This window comes from Streptomyces sp. NPDC042100 (assembly GCF_055582325.1).
In genome coordinates, this window is record NZ_JBVJDK010000004.1 from 354740 (window position 1) to 380741 (window position 26002).

At 73.9% G+C, this 26002-nt stretch carries 22 protein-coding genes; 10 read left to right on the forward strand and 12 right to left on the reverse strand.

The window, feature by feature from the left end; translation table 11 throughout:
* Positions 1-31 precede the first annotated feature (31 nt).
* Positions 32-439: a hypothetical protein gene (locus tag ACZ6J5_RS11505; RefSeq protein ID WP_469390188.1), complete on the reverse strand. Its 408-nt coding sequence runs from the start codon at positions 437-439 to the stop codon at positions 32-34.
* 247 nt (positions 440-686) lie between these two features.
* A complete protein-coding gene (locus ACZ6J5_RS11510; RefSeq protein ID WP_469390190.1) occupies positions 687-2324 on the reverse strand; it encodes an ABC-F family ATP-binding cassette domain-containing protein in 1638 nt (545 codons plus the stop codon).
* Positions 2325-2516: 192 nt separating this feature from the next.
* Between ACZ6J5_RS11510 and ACZ6J5_RS11515 the strand changes: the two genes are divergently transcribed.
* Positions 2517-3500, forward strand: a complete 984-nt coding sequence (locus tag ACZ6J5_RS11515) for an FAD-dependent oxidoreductase (RefSeq protein WP_469390192.1) — start codon at positions 2517-2519, stop codon at positions 3498-3500.
* A 55-nt stretch (positions 3501-3555) separates the two neighbouring features.
* On the opposite strand, the gene ACZ6J5_RS11520 is transcribed toward ACZ6J5_RS11515, so the two are convergent.
* Together ACZ6J5_RS11520 and ACZ6J5_RS11525 are read right to left on the reverse strand one after the other, a co-directional pair.
* A complete protein-coding gene (locus ACZ6J5_RS11520) occupies positions 3556-4857 on the reverse strand; it encodes a M14 family metallopeptidase (RefSeq protein WP_469390194.1) in 1302 nt (433 codons plus the stop codon).
* Positions 4854-6947 (reverse strand): Xaa-Pro dipeptidyl-peptidase, encoded by a 2094-nt coding sequence (locus ACZ6J5_RS11525; RefSeq protein WP_469390196.1) that lies wholly within the window; start codon positions 6945-6947, stop codon positions 4854-4856. The genes ACZ6J5_RS11520 and ACZ6J5_RS11525 overlap by 4 nt, the downstream gene beginning before the upstream one ends.
* A 201-nt stretch (positions 6948-7148) precedes the next feature.
* Here ACZ6J5_RS11525 and ACZ6J5_RS11530 point away from each other — a divergent pair, with 201 nt between their 5' ends.
* The 6 genes from ACZ6J5_RS11530 (at position 7149) to ACZ6J5_RS11555 (ending at position 14765) form a co-directional block, all read left to right on the forward strand.
* Positions 7149-8723 (forward strand): M1 family metallopeptidase, encoded by a 1575-nt coding sequence (locus ACZ6J5_RS11530; protein WP_469390198.1) that lies wholly within the window; start codon positions 7149-7151, stop codon positions 8721-8723.
* Positions 8724-8947: 224 nt separating this feature from the next.
* Entirely contained in the window at positions 8948-9973 is a 1026-nt protein-coding gene (locus tag ACZ6J5_RS11535; RefSeq protein WP_469390200.1) for a LacI family DNA-binding transcriptional regulator, read from the forward strand.
* 111 nt (positions 9974-10084) lie between these two features.
* Positions 10085-11368 (forward strand): ABC transporter substrate-binding protein, encoded by a 1284-nt coding sequence (locus ACZ6J5_RS11540; RefSeq protein ID WP_469390202.1) that lies wholly within the window; start codon positions 10085-10087, stop codon positions 11366-11368.
* Positions 11365-12423 (forward strand): carbohydrate ABC transporter permease, encoded by a 1059-nt coding sequence (locus ACZ6J5_RS11545; protein ID WP_469390531.1) that lies wholly within the window; start codon positions 11365-11367, stop codon positions 12421-12423. The genes ACZ6J5_RS11540 and ACZ6J5_RS11545 overlap by 4 nt, the downstream gene beginning before the upstream one ends.
* Positions 12420-13250 (forward strand): carbohydrate ABC transporter permease, encoded by an 831-nt coding sequence (locus tag ACZ6J5_RS11550; protein WP_469390204.1) that lies wholly within the window; start codon positions 12420-12422, stop codon positions 13248-13250. The genes ACZ6J5_RS11545 and ACZ6J5_RS11550 overlap by 4 nt, the downstream gene beginning before the upstream one ends.
* A 144-nt stretch (positions 13251-13394) precedes the next feature.
* Entirely contained in the window at positions 13395-14765 is a 1371-nt protein-coding gene (locus ACZ6J5_RS11555) for a GH1 family beta-glucosidase (protein ID WP_469390206.1), read from the forward strand.
* Here ACZ6J5_RS11555 and ACZ6J5_RS11560 read toward each other — a convergent pair.
* Together ACZ6J5_RS11560 and ACZ6J5_RS11565 are read right to left on the reverse strand one after the other, a co-directional pair.
* On the reverse strand, positions 14734-15693 hold the full coding sequence (locus tag ACZ6J5_RS11560) for an oxygenase MpaB family protein (RefSeq protein WP_469390208.1): 960 nt from the start codon (positions 15691-15693) through the stop codon (positions 14734-14736). The two genes, ACZ6J5_RS11555 and ACZ6J5_RS11560, sit on opposite strands and share 32 nt — an antisense overlap.
* Positions 15694-15843: 150 nt before the next feature.
* On the reverse strand, positions 15844-16329 hold the full coding sequence (locus ACZ6J5_RS11565) for a F0F1 ATP synthase subunit B family protein (protein ID WP_469390210.1): 486 nt from the start codon (positions 16327-16329) through the stop codon (positions 15844-15846).
* 174 nt (positions 16330-16503) lie between these two features.
* On the opposite strand from ACZ6J5_RS11565, the gene sph reads away from it, so the two are divergent.
* Positions 16504-17508 carry a sphingomyelin phosphodiesterase gene (gene sph / locus ACZ6J5_RS11570; RefSeq protein ID WP_469390212.1) on the forward strand — a complete coding sequence of 335 codons (1005 nt, stop codon included), beginning with the start codon at positions 16504-16506 and terminating at the stop codon, positions 17506-17508.
* A 51-nt stretch (positions 17509-17559) separates the two neighbouring features.
* On the opposite strand, the gene ACZ6J5_RS11575 is transcribed toward sph, so the two are convergent.
* Both ACZ6J5_RS11575 and ACZ6J5_RS11580 read right to left on the reverse strand, forming a co-directional pair.
* Positions 17560-18039, reverse strand: a complete 480-nt coding sequence (locus tag ACZ6J5_RS11575; RefSeq protein ID WP_469390214.1) for a hypothetical protein — start codon at positions 18037-18039, stop codon at positions 17560-17562.
* A gap of 86 nt (positions 18040-18125) precedes the next feature.
* On the reverse strand, positions 18126-18608 hold the full coding sequence (locus ACZ6J5_RS11580; RefSeq protein ID WP_469390216.1) for a macro domain-containing protein: 483 nt from the start codon (positions 18606-18608) through the stop codon (positions 18126-18128).
* Positions 18609-18719: 111 nt separating this feature from the next.
* Here ACZ6J5_RS11580 and ACZ6J5_RS11585 point away from each other — a divergent pair, with 111 nt between their 5' ends.
* Positions 18720-19337 (forward strand): TMEM175 family protein, encoded by a 618-nt coding sequence (locus tag ACZ6J5_RS11585; protein WP_469390218.1) that lies wholly within the window; start codon positions 18720-18722, stop codon positions 19335-19337.
* A 51-nt stretch (positions 19338-19388) separates the two neighbouring features.
* Positions 19389-20147 carry a MerR family transcriptional regulator gene (locus ACZ6J5_RS11590; protein ID WP_469390219.1) on the forward strand — a complete coding sequence of 253 codons (759 nt, stop codon included), beginning with the start codon at positions 19389-19391 and terminating at the stop codon, positions 20145-20147.
* Here ACZ6J5_RS11590 and ACZ6J5_RS11595 read toward each other — a convergent pair.
* From ACZ6J5_RS11595 to ACZ6J5_RS11610, 4 genes are read right to left on the reverse strand one after another with little or no spacing between them, the layout of a single operon-like run.
* Complete coding sequence (locus ACZ6J5_RS11595; protein WP_469390221.1) at positions 20128-22308, reverse strand: 3-hydroxyacyl-CoA dehydrogenase NAD-binding domain-containing protein; 2181 nt, start codon at positions 22306-22308, stop codon at positions 20128-20130. The genes ACZ6J5_RS11590 and ACZ6J5_RS11595 overlap by 20 nt on opposite strands.
* A 38-nt stretch (positions 22309-22346) precedes the next feature.
* Complete coding sequence (locus tag ACZ6J5_RS11600; RefSeq protein WP_469390222.1) at positions 22347-23561, reverse strand: acetyl-CoA C-acetyltransferase; 1215 nt, start codon at positions 23559-23561, stop codon at positions 22347-22349.
* 22 nt (positions 23562-23583) lie between these two features.
* Positions 23584-24735 (reverse strand): acyl-CoA dehydrogenase family protein, encoded by a 1152-nt coding sequence (locus tag ACZ6J5_RS11605; protein WP_469390224.1) that lies wholly within the window; start codon positions 24733-24735, stop codon positions 23584-23586.
* Positions 24732-25913: a CaiB/BaiF CoA transferase family protein gene (locus ACZ6J5_RS11610; protein ID WP_469390226.1), complete on the reverse strand. Its 1182-nt coding sequence runs from the start codon at positions 25911-25913 to the stop codon at positions 24732-24734. The genes ACZ6J5_RS11605 and ACZ6J5_RS11610 overlap by 4 nt, the downstream gene beginning before the upstream one ends.
* Positions 25914-26002: the final 89 nt, after the last annotated feature.

Consider the following 26002-nt stretch of genomic DNA (forward strand, 5'->3'; position numbering starts at 1 on the left):
CCCGGACCCGGCGGGAATCGTCAGGCACCCCCTACGGCAGGAAGCGCAGCGCCCAGTCCGCCCGGTTGGCGACCGTGAGGTCCTCGTCCTCGGTCAGCGGCTGGAGCAGCCGCCGGGCCGCCGCCGGGTCGGCCTGGACGAGGCCGACGATCTCGTCGGCCAGCCCGTCCTGGTCGTCGCCCAGGTCGGCGGCGGAGGCGCGGACCAGGACCGGCAGGCGCTCGGCGCCGCCGACGGCCGCGATGACGCCGCCGAGGAGCTCGCGGCCGTAGGAGTCGCGGTCCGCCACGGCGCGGTCGAGCTCGGCCTCCAGCCGGGGGAGCAGGTCCGGGCCGCCGTCGGCCGCGAGGGCTTCGGCGAGGTCGATGGTCGCGTCGACGTCGGCCTCGGGGTCGTCGAGCATCTCGATCAGGCGCGTCAGGCGCTGGTCGTCGGTCATGGTGCCTCCTGGGATGTGCCGTCCACGGGGACGGGGACGACGGCCGGCGAGTCGGGCCCGGCCGCCGCCTCCACGTCGCGGGGACGGCCGTACGCGTACAGTTCACGGCCCGGGTCGCGGCCCCGCAAGGCGGCGGCCGGGTCCTCCGAGGCGTCCGGCGGCGTCGCCGCCCCCGTCGCCCCGGGCACCGGGGCGGGCCGGGCCCCCGGCGTCCGGGCGGCGCGCGGCCGCCCGGGGAAGGACGTCGTCAGAGCTCCGTCACCTTGCCGTCGGCGACCTCCACGCGCCGGGTGACGCGCACCGCGTCCAGCATCCGGCGGTCGTGGGTGACGAGCAGCAGGGTGCCCTCATAGGTGTCGAGGGCGGACTCCAGCTGCTCGATCGCGGGCAGGTCCAGGTGGTTGGTCGGCTCGTCCAGGACGAGCAGGTTGACCCCCCGGCCCTGGAGCAGGGCGAGCGCGGCGCGGGTGCGCTCGCCGGGCGACAGGGTGGTGGCGGGCCGCAGCACGTGGTCCGCCTTGAGGCCGAACTTGGCGAGCAGGGTGCGCACCTCGGCCGGCTCGGTGTCGGGGACGGCCGCGCAGAACGCCTCCAGGAGCGTCTCGGTGCCGTGGAACAGCTTGCGGGCCTGGTCGACCTCGCCGACCACGACGCCGGGGCCGAGGGCCGCGTCGCCCGAGTCGAGCGGCAGCCGGCCGAGCAGCGCGGCGAGCAGGGTGGACTTGCCGGCCCCGTTGGCCCCGGTGATGGCGACCTTGTCGGCCCAGTCGACCTGGAGGGAGACGGGACCGAAGGAGAAGTCGCCGCGCCGCACGGCGGCCTCGCGCAGGGTGGCGACGACGGAGCCGGAGCGCGGGGCCGCCGCGATCTCCATCCGCAGCTCCCACTCCTTGCGGGGCTCGTCGACGACGTCCAGGCGCTCGATCATGCGCTGGGTCTGGCGGGCCTTCGCGGCCTGCTTCTCGCTGGACTCGCCGCGCAGCTTGCGCCCGATCTTGTCGTTGTCGGTGGACTTGCGGCGGGCGTTGCGGACGCCCTTGTCCATCCAGTTGCGCTGCATCTGGGCGCGACCCTCCAGGGCGGCCTTCTTGTCGGCGTACTCCTCGTAGTCCTCGCGGGCGTGCCGCCGGGCGGTGTCCCGCTCCTCCAGATAGGCCTCGTAGCCGCCGCCGTAGAGGGTGATCTGCTGCTGGGCGAGGTCGAGTTCGAGGACCTTGGTGACGGTGCGGGTGAGGAACTCGCGGTCGTGGCTGATGACGACGGTGCCCGCGCGCAGCCCCTGCACGAAGGACTCCAGGCGCTCCAGGCCGTCGAGGTCGAGGTCGTTGGTGGGCTCGTCGAGGAGGAAGACGTCGTAGCGGGAGAGCAGCAGGGACGCGAGGCCGGCGCGGGCGGCCTGGCCGCCGGAGAGGCCGGTCATCGGCTGGTCGAGCCCGACGGTGAGGCCGAGGGAGGCGGCGACCTCCTCGGCCCGCTCGTCGAGGTCGGCGCCGCCGAGGTCGAGCCAGCGCTCCAGGCTCACGGCGTACGCGTCGTCGGCGCCGGGCGTGCCGTCGACCAGGCCCTGGGTGGCCTCGTCCATCGCGGTCTGCGCGGCGGCGACGCCGGTGCGGCGGGCCAGGAAGGCGCGGACGGTCTCGCCCTCGCGCCGCTCGGGCTCCTGCGGGAGGTGCCCGACGGTCGCGGTGGGCGGCGAGAGCCGAAGCTCCCCGTCCTCGGGGGTGTCGAGGCCCGCGAGGAGCCGCAGCAGGGTGGACTTCCCGGCCCCGTTGACCCCGACGAGGCCGATGACGTCCCCGGGGGCGACGACGAGGTCGAGCCCGGAGAACAGGGAGCGGTCGCCGTGGCCGGCGGCGAGGTTCTTGGCGACGAGAGTGGCAGTCATCAGGTGATGAATCCTAGGGCTTGTCGTCACAGTCCCGTCGTCGCCCGGAGGGCGGCCTCGCGGCGTCTGGTGCGTGCTCTCGGCGTGCCGGGCGCACGCACCAGGCGTCGCGAGGCAGACGGGACTGTGACGACAGGCCCTAGGTGAGGGCGGGGGTGCGGTGGGCCGGGGCGGGTGGGTACCGTCCCCGTCATGGACGGTGACCGGGGCGGGGACAGCGGTGTGATCGTGGTGGGCGGCGGGGTCGTCGGGCTGACGACGGCGGTCCGGCTCGCCGAGCGGGGGGTGCGGGTCCGGGTCTGGTCCCGGGATCCGGTGGCGGCGACGACCTCGGCGGTGGCGGGCGCCCTGTGGTGGCCGTACCGGATCGAGCCGGCGGCGGAGGTCGGCGCCTGGTCGCTGGCCTCGCTGCGGCGGTACGCGGAGCTGGCCGGCGATCCGGCGGCGACCGGGGTGCGCCTGGTGCCGGGCGTCCACGCGGACATCCTGCTGGACGGACTCGGCGCCTGGGCGAAGGAGGTCCCCGGGCTGCGGCAGCTTCCGCCCGAGGAGGTGCCGGGGCCGTACGCGGTGGGGCTGGCCGCCCGGCTGCCGCTGATCGACATGCCGGTGCACCTGGCGTGGCTGGTGGCGCGGCTGGCGGAGCTGGGCGGCTCCTTCGAGCGCCGGACGGTGACCGGGCCGGGCTTCGCGGAGGCCGCCGCCGAGGCCCGGACGGTGGTGGACTGCACCGGGCTCGCGGCCCGCGAGCTGGTCCCGGACCCCCGGCTGCGGCCGGTGCGCGGGCAGCTCGTGCTGGTGGAGGACCCGGGTGTGGAGAGCTGGTTCACGGCCGCCGACGGCGCCTCGGACGAGACGACGTACTTCTTCCCGCAGCCGGGCCGGCTGATCCTGGGCGGCACCGCGCGGGAGGACGACGAGAGCCTGACGCCCGACCCGGCGGTCGCGGCGCGGATCGTCGCGCGCTGCGCCCGGATCCGCCCCGAGATCGCGGACGCCCGGGTCCTGGGCCACCGGGTGGGCCTGCGCCCGGCGCGGGACGGCGGCGTCCGCATCGAGGCGGAGCGCCGCCCGGACGGCGGCCTGCTGGTCCACCACTACGGCCACGGCGGCGCCGGGGTCACGGTGGCCTGGGGGTGCGCGGAGCGGGCGGCGGACCTGGTGTGCGAGGGGTGAGGCGGCGGGGCGCCGACCGGGGGCCCGGGGGGGGCGGGCGACCGGCGCCCCGGTCTCAGCAGGTCTCCAGCGGCTCCCCCGGTGTCAGCGGGTACGCGGCCCTGGGGTCGAGCAGCAGGGCGGCCAGGGCGCGCTGGGGCTGGCGGAGCGGGACGAGTGCGGTGCCGTCCCCGCGCTCCCTGACGACCAGGCCGTGCAGGGCCAGTTCGTCCTTGTGCTCCGCGTACCGCTCGGCCGTCAGCCGGTAGCCGCAGGGCGGGTCGCGGAGGATCTCGGACGGTTCGGCCGGGTCGTTGTCGGCGCCGCCGAGCAGGATCGGGCCCCGGTCGGCGTAGCCGGCGGCGCGGGCCCGGGCGGTGGCCTCGGCGAGGGGGCCCCGGCGGGCGCCCGCGTAGTCGAACAGGCCCTTGAGCGCCGCCTTCTGGGTGGCCACCCGGCGGCGGTGGTTCAGCGCCGGGTCGTCCCGTTCGGCCTGGTCGCGGGCGTCCTCGCGGGTCTCCACGAGGAGGCCCACGGCGTGCTTGAGCCCGGCCGTGTTGCGCAGGATGCGCTCCTGGCCGTCGCCCGCGACCTGCTTGATCGGCTCGCCGGTGAGCGGGTCGGTCCAGATGCCGTAGAGGCCGGTGCCGAATCCCGCGCGCGCCCCGGCCGGGCGCACGTACGCCTCGGAGAGGGTGCGGGACTCGGCGTGGACGCGCGGGTCGGTGTTGAGGTTGCGCGGCCACAGGGCCAGCAGGTCCTTGTCGTAGTACGGCGGGGTGGCCCCGTACTCGTGCAGGTCGTAGACGAGTTCGGGCCGCCGGTCGCGCAGCACGGCGGCGAGCGCCCGGGTCTCGGCGGTGCGCAGGGCGAGGTGGTCGCGGTTGATGTCCACCCCGTCGGCGTTGCCCCGGGTGTCGGCCTCGCGGCCGTCGGGGTTGGCGTTGGGCACGACGAGCAGGGTCGTCCGGGCCAGGAGGCGCCGGGTCGCGGCGGACTCGTCGTACGCCAGGTCCCGCAGGGTGCTCAGGCAGGTCTCGCGGCCCGCGGGCTCGTCGCCGTGCTGGGAGCAGACGAGGAGCACGGTGGTGGGGCCGGTGCCGAGGGCGGCGAGGCGGATCGGGCGGTGCTGCCGGGTGGTGCCGATCTCACGGACCGTGAGGCGCGGCGCGGCCCGGTCCACGGCGGCGAGGAAGGCGGCCTCCTCGGCCTCGGTGGTCCAGCGGGCGCCGTCGCTGGTCTCGAAGCCGGTCCGCGGGGGCGGCGGTGGGGCCCCGCCGCCCGCCGCCTCCGTGGGGGTGGCGAGCAGCGGCAGGGCGAGGGCGGCGCCCACCGCGAGGGTGAGCGCGCGCCGGCGGGTACGGACGGTTCGGGTCATCGGGCCTCGCCGGGGATCGGGGCGCCGGTGCGCGCGGGTGCGGCGCGGCCGGCCGGGACGTCACCGGGCTGAACGCCCGCGCGGCGGGCCGGGTCACCGGCGGTGGCCCGGTCGAAGGCCCGCGCGCCGCCCACCAGCGGGACCCGCGCCCAGGTGCGGGACAGATCGAGGGTGACGGTCGGGCGGGTGGACGGCGGGTCGAGGAGGTCCTTGTCGGTGCCCGCGACGATGAGCGCGAGCCGGTGCCCGGCGGGGACGACGTGGTCGGTGGGGGCGAGCTTCAGGGTGATCTCGTACGCCCGGCCGGGGGTGAGCGGGCGGCCACGGCCCGGGTCGGCCCAGGTGCCGAGGTCGGCCCAGCCCCGGCTGACGACGGTGTAGCCGACGTCGGCGGTGCGGGCCTCGGTGTCCTTGAAGCAGGCGCTGTCGCCGGGGGTGCTCGCGCCCCAGCAGCTGCGGCCGGTGAGGGTGGTGATGCCTTCGCCGGACGCGTTGTAGGCGCGGATGGTGGCGGGGCCGAGGTCGACGAGGACGGCGCTGAGGTGGGCGGTCGACGTCGTCGGGGTGGCGGTGACGGTGACCGTGGAGGAGCCGGAGATCCGCAGGTCGCGGCCGAGCGGTCCGGTGCTGAAGCCTGCCTTGGCGGGGGTGGTGCGGTCGATGTCGGCGGCCCAGTCCAGCTCGCTGAGGGCCGGGTCGTCGGTGAAGGTCTCGGTGCTCCCGCGCGGGGCGCGGTCGCGGTCGAGGACGCCGACGCCGGGGGCGGTGCCGGCGGCGGGGCGCAGCACGGTGGCGGCGGTGCCGGGGGCGGGCCAGGCGCGGTCGGTGGTCCAGCGGTCGGGGGCGCGCTCGACGTCGGCCATGGGCTCGCGGTCGATGCCGTTGTCGTAGCCGAGGAGGTAGTGGTCGAACCAGCGGTGCAGGGTGCGGACCCAGTCGGCGCGGCGGAAGTCGAAGGGGTCGACGTGGCCGGTCTGGGAGAGCCAGATCTTGCGCTCGACGCCGTGGGCGGCGAGGGCGTCCCACCACTGGCCGAACTGGTTGGCGCGCACGTTGAGGTCCTGCTGGCCGTGCACGACGAAGACACTGGCCTTGACCTTGCGGGCGTCGGCGACGTAGTTCCGCTCGCTCCAGGCGGGGGTCCAGTCACCGGTGTACGGGGTGGCCCGGGTGATCCGGTCCTGGACGGCGGCGCAACGCGCGCTGGCGTCCGGGCTGTTGACGTAGTCGGAGAGCCAGCTGGGGTTGGCGTCGTAGAGCGGGGCGCCCTGGGAGTGGAAGTAGTCGTACCAGGAGGAGATCGCGCCGATCGGGACGATGGTGCGCAGGCCCTCGACGCCGGTGGCGGCCACGCCGTTGGCGACGGTGCCGTCCCAGCTCTTGCCGATCATGCCGACGTTCCCGGTGGACCAGCCGGTGGCGCGGGCGCGTTCGGCGCCGGTGCGGCTGGTGTAGCCGCGGGCGCGTCCGTTCAGCCAGTCGACGACGGCCTTGGCGGAGAGCACGTCGGAGCGCCCGCCGACGTCGTCGCAGCCGTCGGAGCGGCTGGTGCCGGCGAGGTCGACGGCGACGAAGGCGTAGCCGCGGGGGACGAAGTAGTTGTCGTAGTAGAGCGGGAACTGGACGGGGTTGCCGTCCGCGTCGTAGGTCTTGCGCTGGCTCTCGTTGCCCCGGCCGCAGCAGGCGTAGTACGGGCTGGCGTCCATGACGACCGGGATCTTCCGGCCGGCCGCGGCGGGTTCGCGGGGGCGGACGATGTCCACGGCGACCCGGTCGGTGCGTCCGTCGGCGTCCCCGTCGAGGCCGGTGTCGACCCAGACGGACTCGCGGACGGCGTCGGCGTAGGAGAAGACGGGCGCGGACTCCCGGACGCCGCCGCCGGGCCGGGCGGCGGCCGGGTCGGCGAGGTCGGCCGGTCCGGCGAGGTCGGCCGGTCGGGCCAGGGCCGTTCGGTCCGCCGCCCGTTGGGCACCGGCCGGCTGCGCTCCGGCGGCCGGGGCGAAGGCGGCCAGCAGGGCCGCCGTGGCGGCGACGGCCAGGGTTCCGCACGACAGACGGGCTCCGCGGGTTCTCCGCGCACGTATCGGCATGGGGCGGAACGTACCCCGGGCGCCCGCCCAGCAAAAGAGTGCCGACCGGGACATCCGGTGCGGGGGGTTCGTGTCGGCCGAATGGCGATCATGTGACAGGGGGTGCTCTGGACGTGACGGGGCGTCGGCGGGCTGAATAGTCTCGCTAAGGACCGACGACCACCCATGCGTCTTACCGTTCTCATCACTTGGGGAGCACCCGTGCACCGCAGAATCATCGTTCCCAGCGCCCTCGCGGCCGGCTTCCTGCTGGCGATCCCGGCATCGGCCGCCGCCGGGGTTCCGGGGGTATCCCCCGGGGAAAGCGGCACTCCCGGCGCCCCGGGCATCGGCGACTCCTACTACCCCGCCAGCGGCAACGGCGGTTACGACGTGTCGCACTACGACCTGCGGCTGAAGTACCAGCCCGCGACCGACCTGCTGGAGGGCACGGCGACCCTGATCGCCACCACCAAGCAGAACCTGTCCCGCTTCAACCTCGACCTCGGCCTGAAGGTCAGCGAGGTGCGGGTGAACGGCCGGGTCGCGACGTTCACCACGGCCGGCGACCACGAGCTGGTGGTGACTCCGGCCGCGCCGCTGGAGAAGAACAAGTCCGTCTCGATCGTGGTCCGTTACGCGGGCAAGCCGTCCGAGGTGAAGATAGGCGGCTGGTCGGCCTGGGCCCGTACGCCGGACGGCGGCGTCGCCGCGCAGGAGCCGGATTCGGCCGTCTGGTGGTTCCCGTCCAACGACCACCCGCTGGACAAGGCGACCTTCGACGTGTCGGTGTCGGTGCCGGACGGCCACCAGGCGATCAGCAACGGCGTGCTGCAGTCGCAGTCCTCGAAGCTGGGCTGGACGCGCTTCAACTGGCGCTCGGACAAGCCGCAGGCGACGTACCTGGCGACGCTGGCGGTCGGCAGGTTCGACATCACCACCGACAAGACGGCGAACGGCCTGCCGGTCCTGAACGCGTACAGCAAGGACCTGGGCGCGAACGCCGGGGCGGCCCGCGCCTCCATCGAGCGGACCACCGAGGTCGCGGAGTGGCTGGAGTCGGTCTTCGGCCCGTACCCGTTCAACTCCCTTGGCGGCTACGTGCCGAACGTGACCAGCGGCTTCGCGCTGGAGACGCAGACCCGGCCGTTCTACAGCCCGCGCCAGTTCGCCAACGGGGCGAACGTCTCGGTGGTCGTGCACGAGCTGGCCCACCAGTGGTACGGCGACAGCGTCTCGGTCGCCGACTGGAAGGACATCTGGATCAACGAGGGCTTCGCCCGCTACAGCCAGTGGCTGTGGTCGGAGAAGGAGGGCGAGGGCACGGCCCAGGAGCTCGCCGACTACGTGTACCAGACGCGCGCGGCGGACGACCCGTTCTGGACCGTGAAGCCGGGCGACCCGGGCCCGGACGCGCAGTTCGACATCGCCGTCTACGACCGGGGCGCGCTGGCGCTGCAGGCGCTGCGCAACGAGGTCGGCGACGAGGCGTTCTTCGCCGTCCTCAAGGGCTGGCCGCAGCAGTACGCCTACGGCAACGCGAAGGTCTCGGACTTCGTGAAGTACGCGGAGAAGGTCACGCGCAAGCCGCTGGCGGGCCTCTTCGACACCTGGCTCTACCAGCCGGTGAAGCCCGCCGCCCCGGCGGCGGCCGAGGCGGGCCTGAAGGCGCCCTCGGCGGCGCCGGCCCGTACGGCGAAGGGCGCGGCGAAGACCGCGACGGTGAAGCCGGTGGCGCCGAAGTCGTGGAAGAAGATCGCGGAGACCGACACGATCCACGAGAACGACCGGCACTGAGCCCCGGTCCCCGAGCCGCGGTCCCCGGGCAGGACACCCGGGCCGGGCCCCGGCCCGGGGACCGCACGCGACGCCCGCCGGGCCCGCCCCCTCGCCGACGGGGCGGGCCCGGCGGGCGCGTCGTACCCCGAGAGCGCTTTCCCGGGCGGCCCGCCCGGCCCCGGGCCGAGCGGTTACCCTCGTGGCGTCAGCACCGACCGCCGCGACGCCCCGAGGAGCCGGCCTTGAGCGAAACCGTGCCCGGTGGGCGCCCCACCCTGGAAGAGGTCGCCGCGCGGGCGGGCGTGTCCCGGGCGACGGTCTCGCGTGTGGTGAACGGCGGCGCGGGCGTGCGGGACGCCCTGGTGGAGAAGGTCCGCAAGGCCGTCGACGAGCTGGGCTACGTGCCGAACCACGCCGCGCGCACGCTGGTGACCCGGCGCAACGGGGCCGTCGCCGTGATCATCGCGGAGCCGGAGTTCCGGATCTTCTCGGACCCCTTCTTCGAGCGTCAGGTGCGCGGCATCAGCCGCGAACTGACCTCTTTCGACGCTCAGTTGGTGCTGCTGTGGGTGGAGGACAGCGGCGACCACGAGCGGATCGCGCGCTATCTGGGCGGCGGGCACGTGGACGGCGCGCTCGCCTTCTCGCTGCACGACGACGACGAACTGCCCGCGATCATCCGGCGCGCCGGGGTCCCCACCGTCTTCGGCGGGCGCCCCGGCTGGACCGGCCCGGACGGGCGGCCCGAGGTGCCGTACGTCGACTGCGACAACCGGGGCGGCGCACGGGCGGCGGTGCGCCATCTGCGGGCGCTCGGGCGGGAGCGGATCGCCCACATCGCGGGCCCCCGCGACCAGACCTCGGCGCTGGACCGACTCCACGGCTACTACGACGAACTCCCGGACGCGGGACGGGAGCTGGTGGTGGACGGCGACTTCACGCGCGCGAGCGGCGCGCGGGCGATGGCCGCGCTGCTCGAACGCGGCCACCGCCTCGACGCGGTCTTCGCGGCCAACGACCTGATGGCGGCGGGCGCGCTGGAGGTGCTGCGGGAGCGGGGCGCGCGGGTGCCGGACGACGTGGCGGTGGTCGGCTTCGACGACATGCCGGCGGTGGCCGAGACGACCGCGCCGCCGCTGACGACGGTCCGTCAGGACATCGAGGGAATGGGGCGCCTGATGGTGCGGCAGCTCATGCGGACGCTGGAGGGCGAGCGGGCCGGGGCCCTGATCACCCCGACGGAGCTGGTGCGGCGCGCCTCGGCGTGATCCCACGCCGGACCCCTTGACGTGAACCCGGCAAGGACGGCACGCTCCTCACGCAGGTTCTGAGAGCGCTCTCAATGGGCGATCGGCAGCCAGGAGCCAAGGGAGGCCCCTATGCGCACTGTCCGAGCCGCCGCCGCGGCCCTACTCGTCGGGGCGCTGGTCGCCGGGTGCTCGCCCGGCGGGGGCGGCGCGGGAGCCGGGGCGGCGGGCGGGAAGACCGTCGTCACCGTCGACCTCTTCGGCTCCTTCGGCTATCAGGAGGCCGGGCTCTACGCCGAGTACGAGAAGGCCCACCCCGGGATCACCGTCAAGCAGACCGACACCGAGGACGAGCAGGACTACTGGAAGTCGCTCCAGACCCGGCTCGCGGGCGGCGGCGGGCTCGCCGACGTGCAGGCGGTCGAGGTGGGCCGGATCGCCTCCGTCACCCAGCAGCAGGGCGACCGCTTCGAGGACCTGCGGAAATACGGCGCGGAGAAGCTCAAGGACGGCTTCGCGAGCGCCACCTGGGCCGCCGCGAGCGCACCGGACGGCGCGGTCCTCGGCCTCGGCACCGACATCGGCCCCGAGGCGATGTGCTACCGGAAGGACCTCTTCGCGAAGGCCGGACTGCCCACCGACCGCACCGAACTGGCCTCGCGCTGGTCCACCTGGGAGGGCTATCTGGAGCTCGGCCGGCAGTACCGGGCGAAGGCGCCCGGCAAGAGCGCCTGGATCGACAGCGTCGGCAGCCTCTACACCGTCATGGTCGGCCAGGAGAAGGAGCGTTACTACGACGCCTCCGGCACGCTGATCTACGCGGACAACCCGCCGGTGCGGCACGCCTGGGACACCGCCGTGCGGGCCGCCGGGGACGGGCTCAGCGCCAAGCTCGACCAGTGGTCGCCGCAGTGGAACCAGGCCTTCGCCGCCGGCTCCTTCGCCACCCTGCCCTGCCCCGCCTGGATGCTCGGCTACATCAAGGGGCAGGCGGGCGAGGCGGGCAAGGGCACCTGGGACATCGCCCGGCTCCCCGGCGGCGCCGGGAACTGGGGCGGCTCCTTCCTCGCCGTACCGCGCGCGGCGAAGCACAAGAAGGAGGCGTACGAGCTGGTCAGCTGGCTCACCGCACCCGCCCAGCAGGCCCGCCTCTTCCGCGAGCGGGGCAACTTCCCCTCGTCCACCGGGGCCATCGCCCAGATCGCGGACGCCACCGACCCGTACTTCTCGGGCGCCCCGATCGGCCGCATCTTCGGCGAGGCGGCGAAGGCGGCACCGGTGCAGGTGCTCGGCGTCCACGACAAGAACGTGGCCGACCAGATCACCAACGCCCTGAGCGAGGTGGAACGCAAGGGCACCGCCCCGGACGAGGCCTGGTCCCACGCCCGGAAGGGCGTCGAGAACGCGATCGGCTGACCGGGGAGGGGCGGGCGCCGGACCCGCGCCGGCACTCCCGCCCCGCTCTCCCTCTCCCTCTCCCTCTCCCTCCCCCGGCCCCACCCCTCCGAAGGGCCCGCCCCGTGAGCCTCACCCGGTTGTGGCGCACCGTGTCCCCGTACACCTTCCTCGCGCCGTTCTTCACCCTCTTCGCCGCCTTCGGGCTCTTCCCGCTGCTCTACACCGCCTTCGTCTCCCTCCACCGCGTCGAACTCCAGACGCCCGGCACGATGGAGTGGCGCGGGCTCGGCAACTACACGGCCCTGCTCACCGACGCGTTCTTCTGGGGGGCGGTGCGCAACACCGTCGTCATCGGGGTCCTGTCCACGGTCCCGCAGCTCCTGATGGCGCTCGGGCTCGCCCATCTGCTCCACTACCGGCTGCGCGGCCGGACCTTCTTCCGCACCGCGATGCTGCTGCCGTACGCGACCTCCGTCGCCGCCGCCACCCTCGTCTTCGCCCAGCTCTTCGGGCGCGACTTCGGGCTGGTCAACTACCTGCTCTCGCTGGCCGGGGTGGGCCCGGTCGACTGGCAGGACGGCACCTTCGCCTCGCAGGCGGCGGTCTCCTCGATCGTCGTCTGGCGCTGGACCGGCTACAACGCGCTCATCTACCTGGCGGGGATGCAGTCGATCCCCGACGAGCTGTACGAGGCGGCCGAGGTGGACGGGGCCTCGCGGCTGCGCCAGTTCGTCCACGTCACCCTGCCGGGGCTGCGGCCGACGATCGTGTTCACCGTGGTCGTCTCGACGATCGGCGCGACCCAGCTCTTCGGCGAACCGCTGCTCTACCAGGGCTCCGTGTCGGGCGGGATCTCGCACCAGTACCAGACGCTCGGGCTCTATCTGTACGAGCAGGGCTGGGGCTTCTTCCACCTCGGCCGGGCGGCGGCGGTGGCCTGGCTGATGTTCCTGCTGATCCTGCTGCTCGTCGGGGCGCACGCGCTCCTCACCCGGCGCCGCTCCCGGCGGGACGCGTCCGCGCGGGCCACGGGCTCGGCGGGCCCGAACGGCTCGGCGGGGGTGGCGGCGTGAGCGCCCGGACCGGCCGCCGCGCCGGCCCCGTCACGTACGCCGTGCTCGCCCTCGCCGTCCTGGTCTCGGCCTTCCCGTTCTACTGGACCCTGGTCGCCGCCACCCGCTCCAACGCCGACCTGGCGAAGGTCCCGCCCAGCCTGCTCCCGGGACCGGACCTCATCCCCAACATCCGGGCCGTCCTCGAAGAGGCCGACATCGGCAAGGCGCTGCTCAACTCGCTGCTGGTGTCCGGCTCGATCACCGTCGGCACCGTGCTCTGCTGCACCCTGGCCGGCTTCGCCTTCGCCAAGCTGCGCTTCCGGGGCCGGGGGGCACTGCTCGCGCTCACCGTGGGCACGATGATGATCCCGCCACAGCTCGGCGTGATCCCGCTCTTCATGCTGATCGCCGAGCTGGGCTGGGTGAACCGGCTCCAGTCGGTGATCCTGCCGGGGCTGGTGTCCGCCTTCGGGGTCTTCTTCATGCGCCAGTTCCTGGTGCGGGCGCTGCCGGACGAGCTGATCGAGGCGGCCCGGACGGACGGGGCCTCCTCGGCCCGGATCTTCTGGTCGATCGTGGTGCCGGTGGCCCGCCCCGGGATGGCCGTGCTCGGGCTGCTCACCTTCATGAGCGCCTGGAACGACTTCTTCTGGCCGATCGTCGCGCTCTCCTCGCAGGAGCCGACCGTGCAGGTCGCGCTGCGCCAGCTCGGCGGCGGCTACGTCCACGACCAGTCCGTCGTCATGGCGGGCACCCTGCTCGGCACCCTCCCCGTCCTGCTGGTCTTCGGGCTGCTCGGCCGGCAGATCGTCGGCGGGGTCATGCGGGGCGCCGTCAAGGGCTGAGCCGTCCGGGCCGCGCCCCGGGGCCGGTCGCGCCCGGCCCCGGGGCGACCGGGCCCGGGGCCGGACCGGTCGGACCGGCCGGCCGGACTGCGCCGCGCGGGCCGTCTTCCGTGCCCTTTCTCCGATACCGGGAGTTTTCCTCTCATGAACGCTCATTTCCCTGCCGGCTTCCGCTGGGGTTCGGCCACCGCCGCCTACCAGGTCGAGGGGGCGGCGGCCGAGGACGGCCGCACCCCGTCGATCTGGGACACCTTCAGCCGCACCCCGGGCAAGGTGCGCAACGGCGACACCGGCGACACCGCCACCGACCACTACCACCGCTCGCGCGAGGACGTCGCCCTGATGCGGGAGCTCGGCCTCACCGACTACCGCTTCTCGCTCTCCTGGTCGCGGGTGCTGCCGGGCGGCCGGGGCCCGGTGTCGCAGAAGGGCCTCGACTTCTACCGGCGGCTGGCCGACGAACTGCTCGACGCCGGGATCCGGCCGGTCGCCACGCTGTACCACTGGGACCTGCCGCAGGAGCTGGAGGACGCGGGCGGCTGGCCGGAGCGCGCGACGGCGGAGCGCTTCGCGGAGTACGCGGGGCGCGCGGCCGAGGCGCTGGGCGACCGGATCGGCACCTGGACCACGCTCAACGAGCCGTGGTGCGCGGCCTTCCTCGGCTACGGCTCCGGGGAGCACGCCCCGGGCCGGACCGACGACCGGGCCGCGCTGCGCGCCGCGCACCACCTGAATCTGGCGCACGGCCTGGGCGTGCGGGCGCTGCGGGCCGCGCTGCCCGCCTCGGCCGAGGTGTCGCTGACGCTCAACCTGCACGCGCTGCGGCCCGCGTCGGACGCGCCGGAGGACCGGGACGCGGTGCGCCGGATCGACGCGGTCGGCAACCGGATCTTCCTGGAGCCGGTCTTCCACGGGCGGCTGCCGGCCGACCTGGTGGCCGACACCGCCCCGCTCACGGACTGGTCCTTCGTCCACGACGGCGATCTCACGGCCATCGCCGCCCCGATCGACTCGCTGGGGGTGAACTACTACTCCCCCGCCGTCGTCGCCGCGGGCTCCTCGGCCGCGCCGTCCCCGTGGGCGGGCGCCGCCGGGCACGTGCGCTTCGTGCCGCTGCCGGGGCCGCGCACCGCGATGGACTGGCCGGTGGACGCGGAGGGGCTGTACGGGCTGCTGGTCCGGCTGCGGGACGAGCTGCCGGGCGTACCGCTGCTGATCACGGAGAACGGGGCCGCGTACGACGACTACGCGGACCCCGAGGGCGCGGTCCACGACCCGGAGCGGGTGGCCTACCTGGCGGCGCACCTGGAGGCGGCGGGACGGGCGCTGGCCGACGGGGTGGACCTGCGCGGCTACTTCGTGTGGTCGCTGCTCGACAACTTCGAGTGGGCCCACGGGTACGGGCGCCGGTTCGGGATCGTCCATGTGGACTTCCCGACCGGCCGCCGCACGCCGAAGGACAGCTTCCGCTGGTACCGGGAGGTCATCGCCCGGAACGGGCCGCCGTCCCGCTGACCCCGGTCCGCGCGGCGCGGCGCGCCTCGCGGGCGAGCGGCAGGTAGCGGAGCCGCTCGGGGAGGACGGGCACCACGGCCCGGACGACCCGGGCGAGCCGGCGCAGCCGCCGCTCCTGGGCCCCGGTCCACTCCAGGCCGATCGCCGCGCGCGCGTCCGGCGGCATGAGGCCGACGGTGAGGAAGGCCCGGACCCGCAGGAACGGGCGCCGCAGCAGCGGCCAGAGCGCCTTCAGGGCGAGGCGTACGGGGAGCGGGCCCCGGTCGGGGGCCGGTACGGGCTGGTCGGTGGCGAGGAGCTCGCGGACGACGACGGTGGCCTCCAGCTCCTCGGCGAGGACCCGGCGGTAGTAGGGCCAGAACTCCTCGATGGTCCCCGGCATGTCCCGGTCGTGGATGCCGAGGATCCGGCCGACCCGCAGCCACTCGGTGTAGAGGGCGCGGTCCTGGGCCTCGGTGAGGGGGCGGGCGAGGTAGCGCAGGCCGTGCCGGTAGACGGGGTAGCCGGTGGCGTGGACCCAGGCGTAGTAGGCCGGGGTCAGCGCGTGGTAGCGGCGCCCGTGGGCGTCGGTGCCCTGGATCTCCTTGTGCAGCGTCCGGAGCCTGCGGCCCTCCTCGGCGGCGGCCTCCCCGCCGTAGATCCACAGCTGGAGCGAGCGCAGGGAGCGCTCGCCGCGGCCCCAGGGGTCGGTGCGGAAGACGGAGTGGGCGTCGACGCCGGCGCCGATGGCGGGGTGGGCGACCTGCATGGTGAGCGCGGCGGGCAGCATGAGCAGGGCGCGGACGTCTCCGGCGACGCTCCACAGGACGCCGCCGACGGGCGGCGGGAGGGGGTCGGCGGGACGGGGCCGTCGCGCGGGGGTGGCGGTGTCCGGCGGAGCCGCGGGTCCCGTGGGGGCTTCCGGGCCCGGGTCGGTGCGGTCCGTCACGGGTGGTTCCTCTCGTTCTCGCTCACCCGGGCCGCCCGGCCGCGACGGGGCGGCGGCGCCGGGCGCGGCCGGGTGTCCGGATATGACGCGGGGCCGCGTCCCGGGCGGTGGGCCCGGGAGGCGGCCCCATACGGGCGGGCGCGTGGCGCGTCAGCGGTCGGCGCCGACCGGCTCGCCGACGATGCGGCCGGCCAGGGCGTGGGCCCAGGCGTCGACGTCGGCGGTGAGCTCGCGCTCGGCGGCGGCACGCTCGGCGGCGATCTTCTCGGAGCCGGCGGCCAGGATCGTCTCGCGCTCGCGCAGACCCTCGGCGCGGGCGGCGGCGATGGCGGCGGCACCCTCCTCGGTGGCCTGGGAGCGGATGCGGGCGGCGTCGTGGCGGGCCTCGGCGAGCTCGGCCTCGTACTGCTCGCGGATGGAGGCGGCCTCGGTGCGCAGGTCGTCGGCGCGCTCGGTGCCGCCGTCGATGGCGTCCTCACGCTCGGCGAGCGTGCGGTTGATCTTCGGAAGGATTCCCTTGGCGATGATGAGGAAGGTGACGCCGAAGACCACGAAGCCGATGATGAGCTCGGCCCACACCGGGTTGAGCGGACCGAGGTCCGTGTTGAAGATCTGCGAGTTCTGCGCGAGGGTCATGGGCGCATCTTACCTGGTCGCGAAAGCGACTATTCGGACAAATATCCGAGAGTTGGCATGTTCGTGCGAGCCGCGCAAGATTCGCGGCACCCAATGGCTACCGGAAGGTAACTACGGCTGCTTTGATGTGCGGCGCCGGTCCTCCAACCCCCCATCATTTCACGGGAGTTCCCAGTGCCGTTCCGCTCGCACCGCCGCGTCACGGGCGCAGCCCTCTCCGTCGTGCTCGCCGCCGCCGGTCTCGCCGCGCTCGCCCCGGCCGCCTCGGCCGCCCCCGCCGCCGACCAGGCCGCGACGACGCCGCGCCTGAAGGTGCTGACGTACAACACCTTCCTGATGTCGAAGAACCTCTACCCGAACTGGGGCCAGGACCACCGGGCCGCCGCCATCCCGGCCGCCCCCTTCTTCCAGGGCAACGACGTCGTCGTCCTCCAGGAGGCCTTCGACAACTCGTCCTCCGACGCCCTCAAGGCGAACGCCGCCGCGCGGTACCCGTACCAGACGCCCGTCGTCGGCCGCTCGAAGTCGGGCTGGGACGCCACCGGCGGGGCCTACTCCGCCACCACCCCCGAGGACGGCGGGGTGACCCTCCTCAGCAAGTGGCCGGTGATCCGCAAGGAGCAGTACGTCTACAAGGACGCGTGCGGCGCCGACTGGTGGTCGAACAAGGGATTCGTCTACGCGGTGCTCGACGTGAACGGCACCAGGGTGCACGTCGTCGGCACCCACGCGCAGTCCACCGACCCGGGCTGCTCGGCGGGCGAGGCGGCGCAGATGCGCAGCCGGCAGTTCAAGAACATCGACGCCTTCCTCGACGCGAAGAACATCCCCGCGAACGAGCAGGTCATCGTGGCCGGCGACATGAACGTGGACTCGCGCACGCCGGAGTACGCCACGATGCTCGCCGACGCGGACCTGGTCGGCGCGGACGCCCGCACCGGGCACCCGTACTCCTTCGACACGGCCCAGAACTCGATCGCGAACGACCGCTACCCGACCGACCCGCGCGAGGACCTGGACTACGTCCTCTTCCGCGCCGGCAACGCCCGCCCGGCGGGCTGGACGAACAACGTGGTCCTGGAGCGGAGCGCGCCCTGGACCGTCACGAGCTGGGGCAAGAGCTACACGTACAGCAACCTGTCCGACCACTACCCGGTGACGGCGTACGCGGCGGACTGACCCCCACCCCGGCCCCCTTATCCCCTACATCCCCTACATCCCCTACATCCCCTAGTACAGGGTCCCGAAGACGCTGTACGCCCAGAGGGCCACGACCCCGGCGACGCAGAGCAGCGCGATCCAGGAGCCGAGGCCGGTGTGCCGGCTCCGCCGGGCGCGCGGCGCCCTCGTCCGCCGGGCCGTCTTCCGGGCGGCCCGGCGGGCGGGGCGGTCCGGGCGCGCCCCTCGCGCCGGGCCGGGGTCGGCGGCCGTCTCGGCGAGCAGGCGCCGGCAGACCGCCGCCAGCTCGGACGTCCCGGCCGTCAGGTCGACGACCGCCTCCAGGCGTGCCGGGGCGGTCGTCCCGCCGTCCAGGATCCGCCCGGCCCGCACCAGGGCCTGGTCCCGTCCGCCGGTCGGGGCCAGGCTGATCCAGCGCCCGACGTGCTCGCCTCGGATCACCACCCCGCCGCCGCGCTCCCGGTAGACGGTGTGCTCCTTCCAGAGCACCGCGGCCAGCTCGGCCGCCTTCTCCCTGAGTCGCGCCTGCATACCCTTCTCCCCCTGTCGGCCACCCGCCGCATGCGAACAGGCGCCCGACTCTAGTGCCGGTCCCGTGCCGCGCCCCGCCGGGGTCCCTACCCGCCGAAGTCGTAGACCGTGACCGCGATCCCGCGCGCCACCAGGCGCCGGGCTATCAACGGCTCGACCCGCTCCCAGGAGCCGCCCGCGAGCCCGCAGCCGATCCGGGGCATGTGCACGGAGGCGCCCAGCTCCAGCGCCTTGTCGCCGAGCGGGCCGAGCGCCGTGTCGATCGCCTCGTACCGCACGGGCGCCCCGGCGCTCCGGCTCGTGCGAATCCCCCGCTGCCCCACCAGATTGGCCACCCAGAGATACGGCCCGACCTGGACGAACTGCGCCGCGCCGAGCCCGAAGCCGCTGCCCGGGCGCTCGCGGTGCCAGCGCCGGTAGGCCGCCTCCGGCTCCGGCCAGCGGGCCGAGACGGCCCGGACGAAGCCCTTGCCCCAGCCGCCCAGGTCGTTGCAGACGTGCGCGACGATCCTGACGCCCTTGCCGCCCGGCGCGGTGGCGTCCCCCCGTACGTAATCGATCCCCCTCATGCCCTCACCGTACGAGCCGCCACTGACATCGCCCTCCGACGCGTCATGATCGTCCTGGCCGCGGGTTCTCCGCGCCCGCGGCGCCCGAGCGACAGGGAGTTGTTCCCCGCCATGACGACCCACACCCCCGGCGCGACGGAAGCGCGCGCCGTCGACCGGCTGACCGCGTTCGTCGACGCGGCGGTCGCGATCGCGCTGACCCTCCTCGCGCTGGACCTCCCCGTCCCCTCGGGCGACACCACCCGCGCGATGCTCGACTCGGTCGGGGACCACGGCAAGGACTACCTGGCCTTCGGCATCAGCTTCGTGGTGATCTCCGCCCACTGGCGGGCCCACCACGAGGTCTTCCGCTCCGTCCGAGCCCTGGACAACCGCCTGGTCACCCTCACCCTGGCCTGGCTCTTCATGCAGGTCCTGATGCCCTTCGCGACCCGGGTGATCACGACCGACAGCGCCTTCGCGCCCCGCTTCAGCCTGTACGCGCTGGTCCAGGTCCTGGCGTCGGTGGCCTTCGCCCTGACCGTCCGCGAGATCCGGCGCGCCCGCCTCTACGCCCCGGACACCCCGCCCGGCGCCTTCGACGCGACCCTGGTCCGCAGCCTCTGCCTGGCGGCGGTGTTCGCGCTCTCGATCCCGGTCGCCTTCCTGGCCGGCACCACCGCCTACCTGTGCTGGCTCGCCGCCCCGGTCGTCCTCGGCCTCGCCCGCCGGGTCCGGCACGGCCGCTGAGGACATGCCGCGCCTTTTACAGAGCTGGTGAGACAGCAATACTGTTGAACCATGGAGCAGCCGAGCGGTGAGGGCCGGGGGGACGGGTCGGGCGAGGCCGTCTACACCGTCGACGAGTTGGCCGCGCGGGCCGGGGTGACCGTGCGGACCGTGCGGTTCTACGGGACGCGCGGGCTGTTGCCGCCGCCGGTGATCGGGGCGCGGCGGGTCGGGTGGTACGGGGCCGGGCATCTGTCGCGGCTCGCGCTGATCGAGGAGCTGCGGCGGCAGGGGATGACGCTCGCGGCGATCGAGCGGTATCTGGAGCAGCTGCCCGCAGATCTCAGCGCGCGGGATCTCGCCGTGCACCGGGCGCTCGTCGCCGCCTGGGCGCCGGAGTCCGCCGAGGAGATCAGCCGGCGGGAGCTGGAGCGGCGGGCCGGGCGGGTGCTCGGGGAGCGGGACGTCGAGCGGCTGGCCGCCATGGGGGTGCTGGCGGACGGGTCGGGGCCGGACGTGTTCCGGCTCGACGGGTCGCTGCTGCGGCTCGGGGTGGAGCTGCTCGACGTGCCGATCGGGCACGAGACGATCCTGGCCTCCCGGACCGTGCTGCTGGAGCACGCGCGGGAGGCCGCGCAGGAGCTGGCCCGGCTGTTCCGGGAGCAGGTGTGGAACCCGTACCGGGAGAGCGGGGAGGACCCGGATCACCTGAGCGCGATGCGGTCGCTCTCGGCGGACATGCAGCCGATGGTGATCCAGGCCCTCGTCACGGCGTTTCAGCGCTCGCTGAGCGAGGAGCTGAGGACGGCGTTCAGGACGCCCGGTCCGTGAAGACCTCGCCCCGTTCGGCCTTCTCGGTCAGGAGGGCCGGCGGGGTGAAGCGCTCGCCGTAGGTGGTGGCGAGTTCGCGCGCGCGGGCGACGAATCCGGCGACGCCGCCCTCGTAACCGTTGATGTACTGGAGCACGCCACCGGTCCACGCCGGGAAGCCGATGCCCAGGATGGAGCCGATGTTGGCGTCGGCGACCGAGGTCAGGACGCCCTCCTCGACGAGGCGGACGGTGTCCAGGGCCTCCGCGAAGAGCATCCGCTCCTGCATGTCCTTGAAGGGGATGGCCACGTCGGGCTTGGTGAAGTGCTCGCGCAGGCCCGGCCAGAGCTTTCCGCGCCTTCCGTCCTCCGCGTAGTCGTAGAAGCCCGCGCCGCCGCTGCGGCCGGTGCGGCCGAACTCGTCGACCATGCGGTCGATGACGAGCTCGCCGGGGTGCGAGGTCCAGGTGCCGCCCGCCTCCTCGACGGCCTTCCGGGTCTCGTTGCGGATCTTGCGGGGCAGGGTGAGGGTCAGTTCGTCCATGAGGGAGAGGACCTTCGCCGGGTAGCCCGCCTGGGCCGCCGCCTGCTCGACGGAGGCGGGCTCGGCGCCTTCGCCGATCATGGCGACGCCCTCGTTGATGAAGTGGCCGATGACGCGGGAGGTGAAGAAGCCGCGCGAGTCGTTGACGACGATCGGGGTCTTGTTGATCTGGCGGACGAGGTCGAAGGCGCGGGCCAGGGCCTCGTCGCCGGTCTTCTCGCCCTTGATGATCTCGACCAGCGGCATCTTGTCCACCGGCGAGAAGAAGTGCAGGCCGATGAAGTCCGCGCGGCGCTCCACGCCTTCCGCGAGGTCGGTGATGGGGAGCGTGGAGGTGTTGGAGCAGAGCAGGGCGTCGGGCGCCACCACGTGCTGGATCTCCTGGAAGACCTTGTGCTTGAGCGCGGTGTCCTCGAAGACCGCCTCGATGACGGCGTCGCAGCCCGCCAGGTCGGCGGTGTCGCCGGTGGGGGTGATGAGGGCGAGGAGGGCGTCCGCCTTCTCCCGCGTGGTGCGGCCCTTGGCCACCGCCTTGGCGCAGAGCTTCTCGGAGTACGCCTTGCCCTTGGCGGCGGATTCCGCGGAGACGTCCTTGAGGACCACCTCGATGCCCGCGCGGGCGCAGGAGTACGCGATGCCGGCGCCCATCATGCCCGCGCCGAGGACGGCGACCTTGCGGACCGCGCGCGGGGCGACGCCCTGGGGGCGGTTGGCGCCGGAGTTGACGGCCTGGAGGTCGAAGAAGAACGCCTGGATCATGTTCTTCGCGGTCTGGCCGGTGACCAGCTCGGTGAAGTACCGGCTCTCGATGGTCAGCGCGGTGTCGAAGTCGACCTGGGAGCCCTCGACGGCCGCCGCCATGATGTTGCGGGGGGCCGGGTAGGGAGCGCCGTTGAGCTGCTTGCGCAGGTTGGCCGGGAAGGCCGGCAGGTTGGCGGCGAAGCGCGGGTTGGACGGGGTGCCGCCGGGGATCTTGTAGCCGGGCACGTCCCAGGGCTGGTGCGACTCGGGGTGGGCGTCGATGAAGGCGCGGGCCTTGGCCAGCAGTTCCTCGGGGGTGGCGGCCAGCTCGTGCACCAGGCCGTTGTCGAGCGCGCGCTTCGGGTTGTACTGGGTGCCCTGGAGCAGCACCTTGAGCAGCGCGTCCGTGATGCCCATGAGGCGTACGGTGCGGGCGACGCCGCCTCCGCCGGGCAGCAGGCCCAGGGTCACCTCGGGCAGGCCGATCTTGGAGCCGGGGGCGTCGAGGGCGATCCGGTGGTGGGAGGCGAGGGCGATCTCGTAGCCGCCGCCGAGCGCGGCGCCGTTGATGGCGGCGACGACCGGCTTGCCGAGGGTCTCGATGCGGCGCAGGGCGCGCTTCATCTCCAGGCCCGCCTCGAAGATCGCCCGGGCGTCCCCCGGGCCGGCCTTGATCATGTCCTTGAGGTCGCCGCCCGCGAAGAAGGTCTTCTTCGCGGAGGTGTAGACGAAGCCCCGGATCGAGTCCTTCTCGGCCTCCGCGCGGTCGGCGATCGCCGCGATGGAGGTCCGGAAGGCCTGGTTCATGGTGTTGGCGGACTGGTTCGGGTCGTCGAGGACGAGGGTGACGACACCGGTCTCGTCCCGCTCCCAGCGGATGGTGGTGCTCTCGCTCATGGCTGCTGCTTCTCCGTAAGGGGGTTCGGACCGGGCGGTCAGACGCGCTCGACGATGGTGGCGATGCCCATGCCGCCGCCGACGCACAGGGTGGCGAGGCCGTAGCGCTTGTCCTGGCGCTCCAGCTCGTCGACGAGGCTGCCCAGGATCATGGCGCCGGTGGCGCCGAGCGGGTGGCCGAGCGCGATGGCGCCGCCGTTGACGTTGACCTTGTCGAGGGAGACGCCCATGTCCTTGACGAAGCGCAGGACGACGGCGGCGAAGGCCTCGTTGATCTCGATCAGGTCGATGTCGTCGATGGTCAGACCGGCCTTGGCGAGCGCCTTGCGGGTGGCGGGGGCGGGTCCGGTGAGCATGATGGTCGGCTCGGAGCCGGAGACGGCGGCGGCGACGATCCGGGCGCGGGGCGTCAGCCCGTAGCGCTCGCCGACCTCCTTGGAGCCGATGGCGACGAGGGAGGCGCCGTCGACGATGCCGGAGGAGTTGCCCGCGTGGTGGACGTGGTCGATCTCCTCGATCCAGTGGTACTTCTGCAGCGCGACCGCGTCGAAGCCGCCGAGCTCGCCGATGTCGGCGAAGGAGGGCTTGAGGCGGGCGAGGGAGTCGGCGGTGGTGCCGGGGCGCGGGAACTCGTCGTGGTCGAGGACGGTGAGCCCGGCCCGGTCCCTGACGGGGACGACGGAGCGGTCGAAGCGCCCGTCCTTGATGGCGGCGGCGGCGCGCTCCTGGGAGAGGGCGGCGTACTCGTCGACGTCGCGGCGGCTGAAGCCCTCGATGGTGGCGATGAGGTCGGCGCCGATGCCCTGGGGGACGAAGTTGGTGGCGAGGTTGGTCATCGGGTCGGCGAACCAGGCGCCGCCGTCGGAGGCCATCGGCACCCGGGACATGGACTCGACGCCACCGGCCAGGACGAGGTCCTCCCAGCCGGAGCGGACCTTCATCGCGGCCATGTTGACGGCTTCGAGACCGGAGGCGCAGAAGCGGTTCTCCTGGACACCGGCGACGGTGTCGGGGAGTCCGGCGGCGATGGCGGCGATCCGGGCGATGTCGGAGCCCTGGTCGCCGACCGGGCCGACGACGCCGAGGACGATGTCGTCGACGGCGGCCGGGTCGAGGCCGGGGAAGCGGGAGCGGAGCTCGTGGATGAGGCCGACGACGAGGTCGATCGGCTTGGTGCCGTGCAGGCTGCCGTTGGCCTTGCCTCGGCCGCGCGGGGTGCGGATAGCGTCGTAGACGTACGCTTCGGTGGTCACGATGTTGCCTTTCGCATGAGGGTCAGGCGAGCAGGGAACGGCCGATGATCTCCTTCATGATCTCGGTCGTCCCGCCGTAGATGGTCTGGATGCGGCCGTCCGTGAAGGCCCTGGCCACCGGGAATTCGCTCATGTAGCCGTATCCGCCGTGCAGTTGCAGGCAGCGGTCGGCGACCCGCTTCTGGAGCTCGGTGGCCCACCACTTGGCCATGGAGGCGTGCACGGCGTCGAGTCCGGGGCCGCCGGGGGCCGTGTGCTCCTCGACGCAGCGGTCGATGAAGGTGCGGGTGACGGCGCACTCGGTGGCGATCTCGGCGATCTCGAAGCGGACGTGCTGGAGCTTGGCGAGCGGGCGCCCGAAGGCCTCGCGCTCCTTGACGTACGCGGTGGTGAGCTCCAGGAGGTGTTCGGCGCCCGCGATGGCGGCGACGGCGATGGCGAGCCGCTCCTGGGCGAGGTTGGTCATCAGGTGGAGGAAGGCGCCGTTCAGCTCGCCGAGCAGGTTCTCCTTGGGGACGCGGACGTCGGTGAAGAAGAGTTCGGCGGTGTCCTGGGCCTTCTGGCCGATCTTGTCGAGGTTGCGGCCGCGCTCGAAGCCCTCGGCGCCGCGTTCGACGACGAGCAGGGAGAGTCCGTGGGCGCCGCCCTCGGGGGTGGTCTTCGCGACGACGACGACCAGGTCGGCGAGGATGCCGTTGGAGATGAAGGTCTTGGAGCCGTTGAGGATCCAGTGGTCGCCGTGGTCCTCGGCGGTGGTGCGGATGGCCTGGAGGTCGGAGCCCGCGCCGGGTTCGGTCATGGCGATGGCGGTGATCAGCCCGCCGTCGCAGAAGCCGGGCAGCCAGCGCCGCTTCTGCTCCTCGGTGGCGAGCGAGGTGAGGTAGGGGCCGATGATGTCGTTGTGCAGCCCGATGGCGAGACCGGGGGTGCCGGCCCGGGTGAACTCCTCGGCGAGCACGACGCTGTAGCGGAAGTCCGGCTCGCCGCCGCCCCCGTACTCCTCGTCGACGGCGAGGCCGAGCAGTCCCTGCCGGCCGGCGGCCCGCCATGCCTCGCGGGAGACGACGCCGTCCTTCTCCCACCGGTCGTAGTGCGGCAGCACCTCCTTGGCGAGGAAGGCACGGACGGTCTCGCGGAAGGCCTCGTGGTCGTCGGTGTAGAGCTGGCGCTTCATGCGGAGGGCTCCTTGGCGGCGGTGTCGTCGGCGTCGGGGGGCGGGGTGGCGCCGGTCAGCGCGGGTACGGCCCAGTCGCGGGCGACCTCGTCGGTGTCGGCACCGGTCCGGGCGGGGCCCGTGCGGACCGAGCCGGGGGTGGCGGAGAAGCGGGGTGCGGGGGCCGGCTGGACCAGGCCGTCGTGCTCGACGAAGGTGGCGCGGGCGGCGAGGTGGGGATGGCCGGGCGCCTCGCGCAGCGACAGCACCGGGGCCACGCAGGCGTCGGTGCCGTCGAAGACGGCGGTCCACTCGGCCCGGGTGCGGGTGCGGAAGCGGGCGGCGACGGCCTCGCGCAGCTCGGGCCAGCGGGCGGGGTCGTTTCGGGCCTCGGCGGCCGCGCCGAGGCCCAGCAGCCGGCCGAACTCCTCGTAGAAGCGCTGCTCCAGGGCGCCGACCGCCATGTGGCCGCCGTCGGAGGTGGCGTAGGTGCCGTAGAAGGGGCAGCCGCCGTCGAGCAGGTTGACACCGCGCCGGTCCTGCCAGCCGCCGGCGGCGAGCATCCCGTGGATCATCATCGCGAGGTGGGCGGCGCCGTCGACGATGGCGGCGTCCACGACCTGGCCCTCGCCGTGCTCCCGGGCGTGCCGGAGGGCGGCGAGGACGCCGACGACGAGGTAGAGGGAGCCGCCCGCGTAGTCGCCGAGCAGATTGGCCGGGACCGTCGGCGGGCCGTCCGGGTCGGGACCGATCATGCCGAGGGTGCCGGTGACGGCGAGGTAGGAGATGTCGTGGCCCGCGGTGTGGGCGAGCGGTCCGCTCTGCCCCCAGCCGGTCATCCGGCCGTAGACGAGCCGGGGGTTGCGGGCCAGGCAGGCTTCGGGGCCGACGCCGAGGCGCTCGGCGACGCCGGGCCGGTAGCCCTCGATCAGCACGTCGGCGCGGGCCACCAGGTCGAGCACGGTGTCCGGGCCGCCCTCGGCCTTGAGGTCCACGAGGACGGAGCGCTTGTTGCGGTGGGTGAGGTCGTAGGCGGGGTCGATGCCGAGTCCGGGGCCGCCGGGCCGGTCGACGCGGACGACGTCGGCGCCGAGGTCGGCCAGGAGCATGGCCGCGAAGGGGCCGGGGCCGATGCCCGCGAGCTCGACGACCCGGACGCCGGCGAGCGGTCCGCCCGGGGTGGGACGCGGTGTGGACATCGGGCCCCCAAGGGTGTGTGACAGTGATGATGTAACACCGGAGATGCTAGGAACGTGTTCCACTCGGCACAAGCCCCCGAGCCGAGCAA

Bases quoted from the DNA above. Each gene is read 5' to 3' on its own strand.
- ACZ6J5_RS11505 (WP_469390188.1), bottom strand. From the start codon at position 439: ATGACCGACGACCAGCGCCTGACGCGCCTGATCGAGATGCTCGACGAC.
- ACZ6J5_RS11510 (WP_469390190.1), bottom strand. From the start codon at position 2,324: ATGACTGCCACTCTCGTCGCCAAGAACCTCGCCGCCGGCCACGGCGAC.
- ACZ6J5_RS11515 (WP_469390192.1), top strand. From the start codon at position 2,517: ATGGACGGTGACCGGGGCGGGGACAGCGGTGTGATCGTGGTGGGCGGC.
- ACZ6J5_RS11520 (WP_469390194.1), bottom strand. From the start codon at position 4,857: ATGACCCGAACCGTCCGTACCCGCCGGCGCGCGCTCACCCTCGCGGTG.
- ACZ6J5_RS11525 (WP_469390196.1), bottom strand. From the start codon at position 6,947: ATGCCGATACGTGCGCGGAGAACCCGCGGAGCCCGTCTGTCGTGCGGA.
- ACZ6J5_RS11540 (WP_469390202.1), top strand. From the start codon at position 10,085: ATGCGCACTGTCCGAGCCGCCGCCGCGGCCCTACTCGTCGGGGCGCTG.
- ACZ6J5_RS11555 (WP_469390206.1), top strand. From the start codon at position 13,395: ATGAACGCTCATTTCCCTGCCGGCTTCCGCTGGGGTTCGGCCACCGCC.
- ACZ6J5_RS11565 (WP_469390210.1), bottom strand. From the start codon at position 16,329: ATGACCCTCGCGCAGAACTCGCAGATCTTCAACACGGACCTCGGTCCG.
- ACZ6J5_RS11575 (WP_469390214.1), bottom strand. From the start codon at position 18,039: ATGCAGGCGCGACTCAGGGAGAAGGCGGCCGAGCTGGCCGCGGTGCTC.
- ACZ6J5_RS11580 (WP_469390216.1), bottom strand. From the start codon at position 18,608: ATGAGGGGGATCGATTACGTACGGGGGGACGCCACCGCGCCGGGCGGC.
- ACZ6J5_RS11585 (WP_469390218.1), top strand. From the start codon at position 18,720: ATGACGACCCACACCCCCGGCGCGACGGAAGCGCGCGCCGTCGACCGG.
- ACZ6J5_RS11590 (WP_469390219.1), top strand. From the start codon at position 19,389: ATGGAGCAGCCGAGCGGTGAGGGCCGGGGGGACGGGTCGGGCGAGGCC.
- ACZ6J5_RS11595 (WP_469390221.1), bottom strand. From the start codon at position 22,308: ATGAGCGAGAGCACCACCATCCGCTGGGAGCGGGACGAGACCGGTGTC.
- ACZ6J5_RS11605 (WP_469390224.1), bottom strand. From the start codon at position 24,735: ATGAAGCGCCAGCTCTACACCGACGACCACGAGGCCTTCCGCGAGACC.
- ACZ6J5_RS11610 (WP_469390226.1), bottom strand. From the start codon at position 25,913: ATGTCCACACCGCGTCCCACCCCGGGCGGACCGCTCGCCGGCGTCCGG.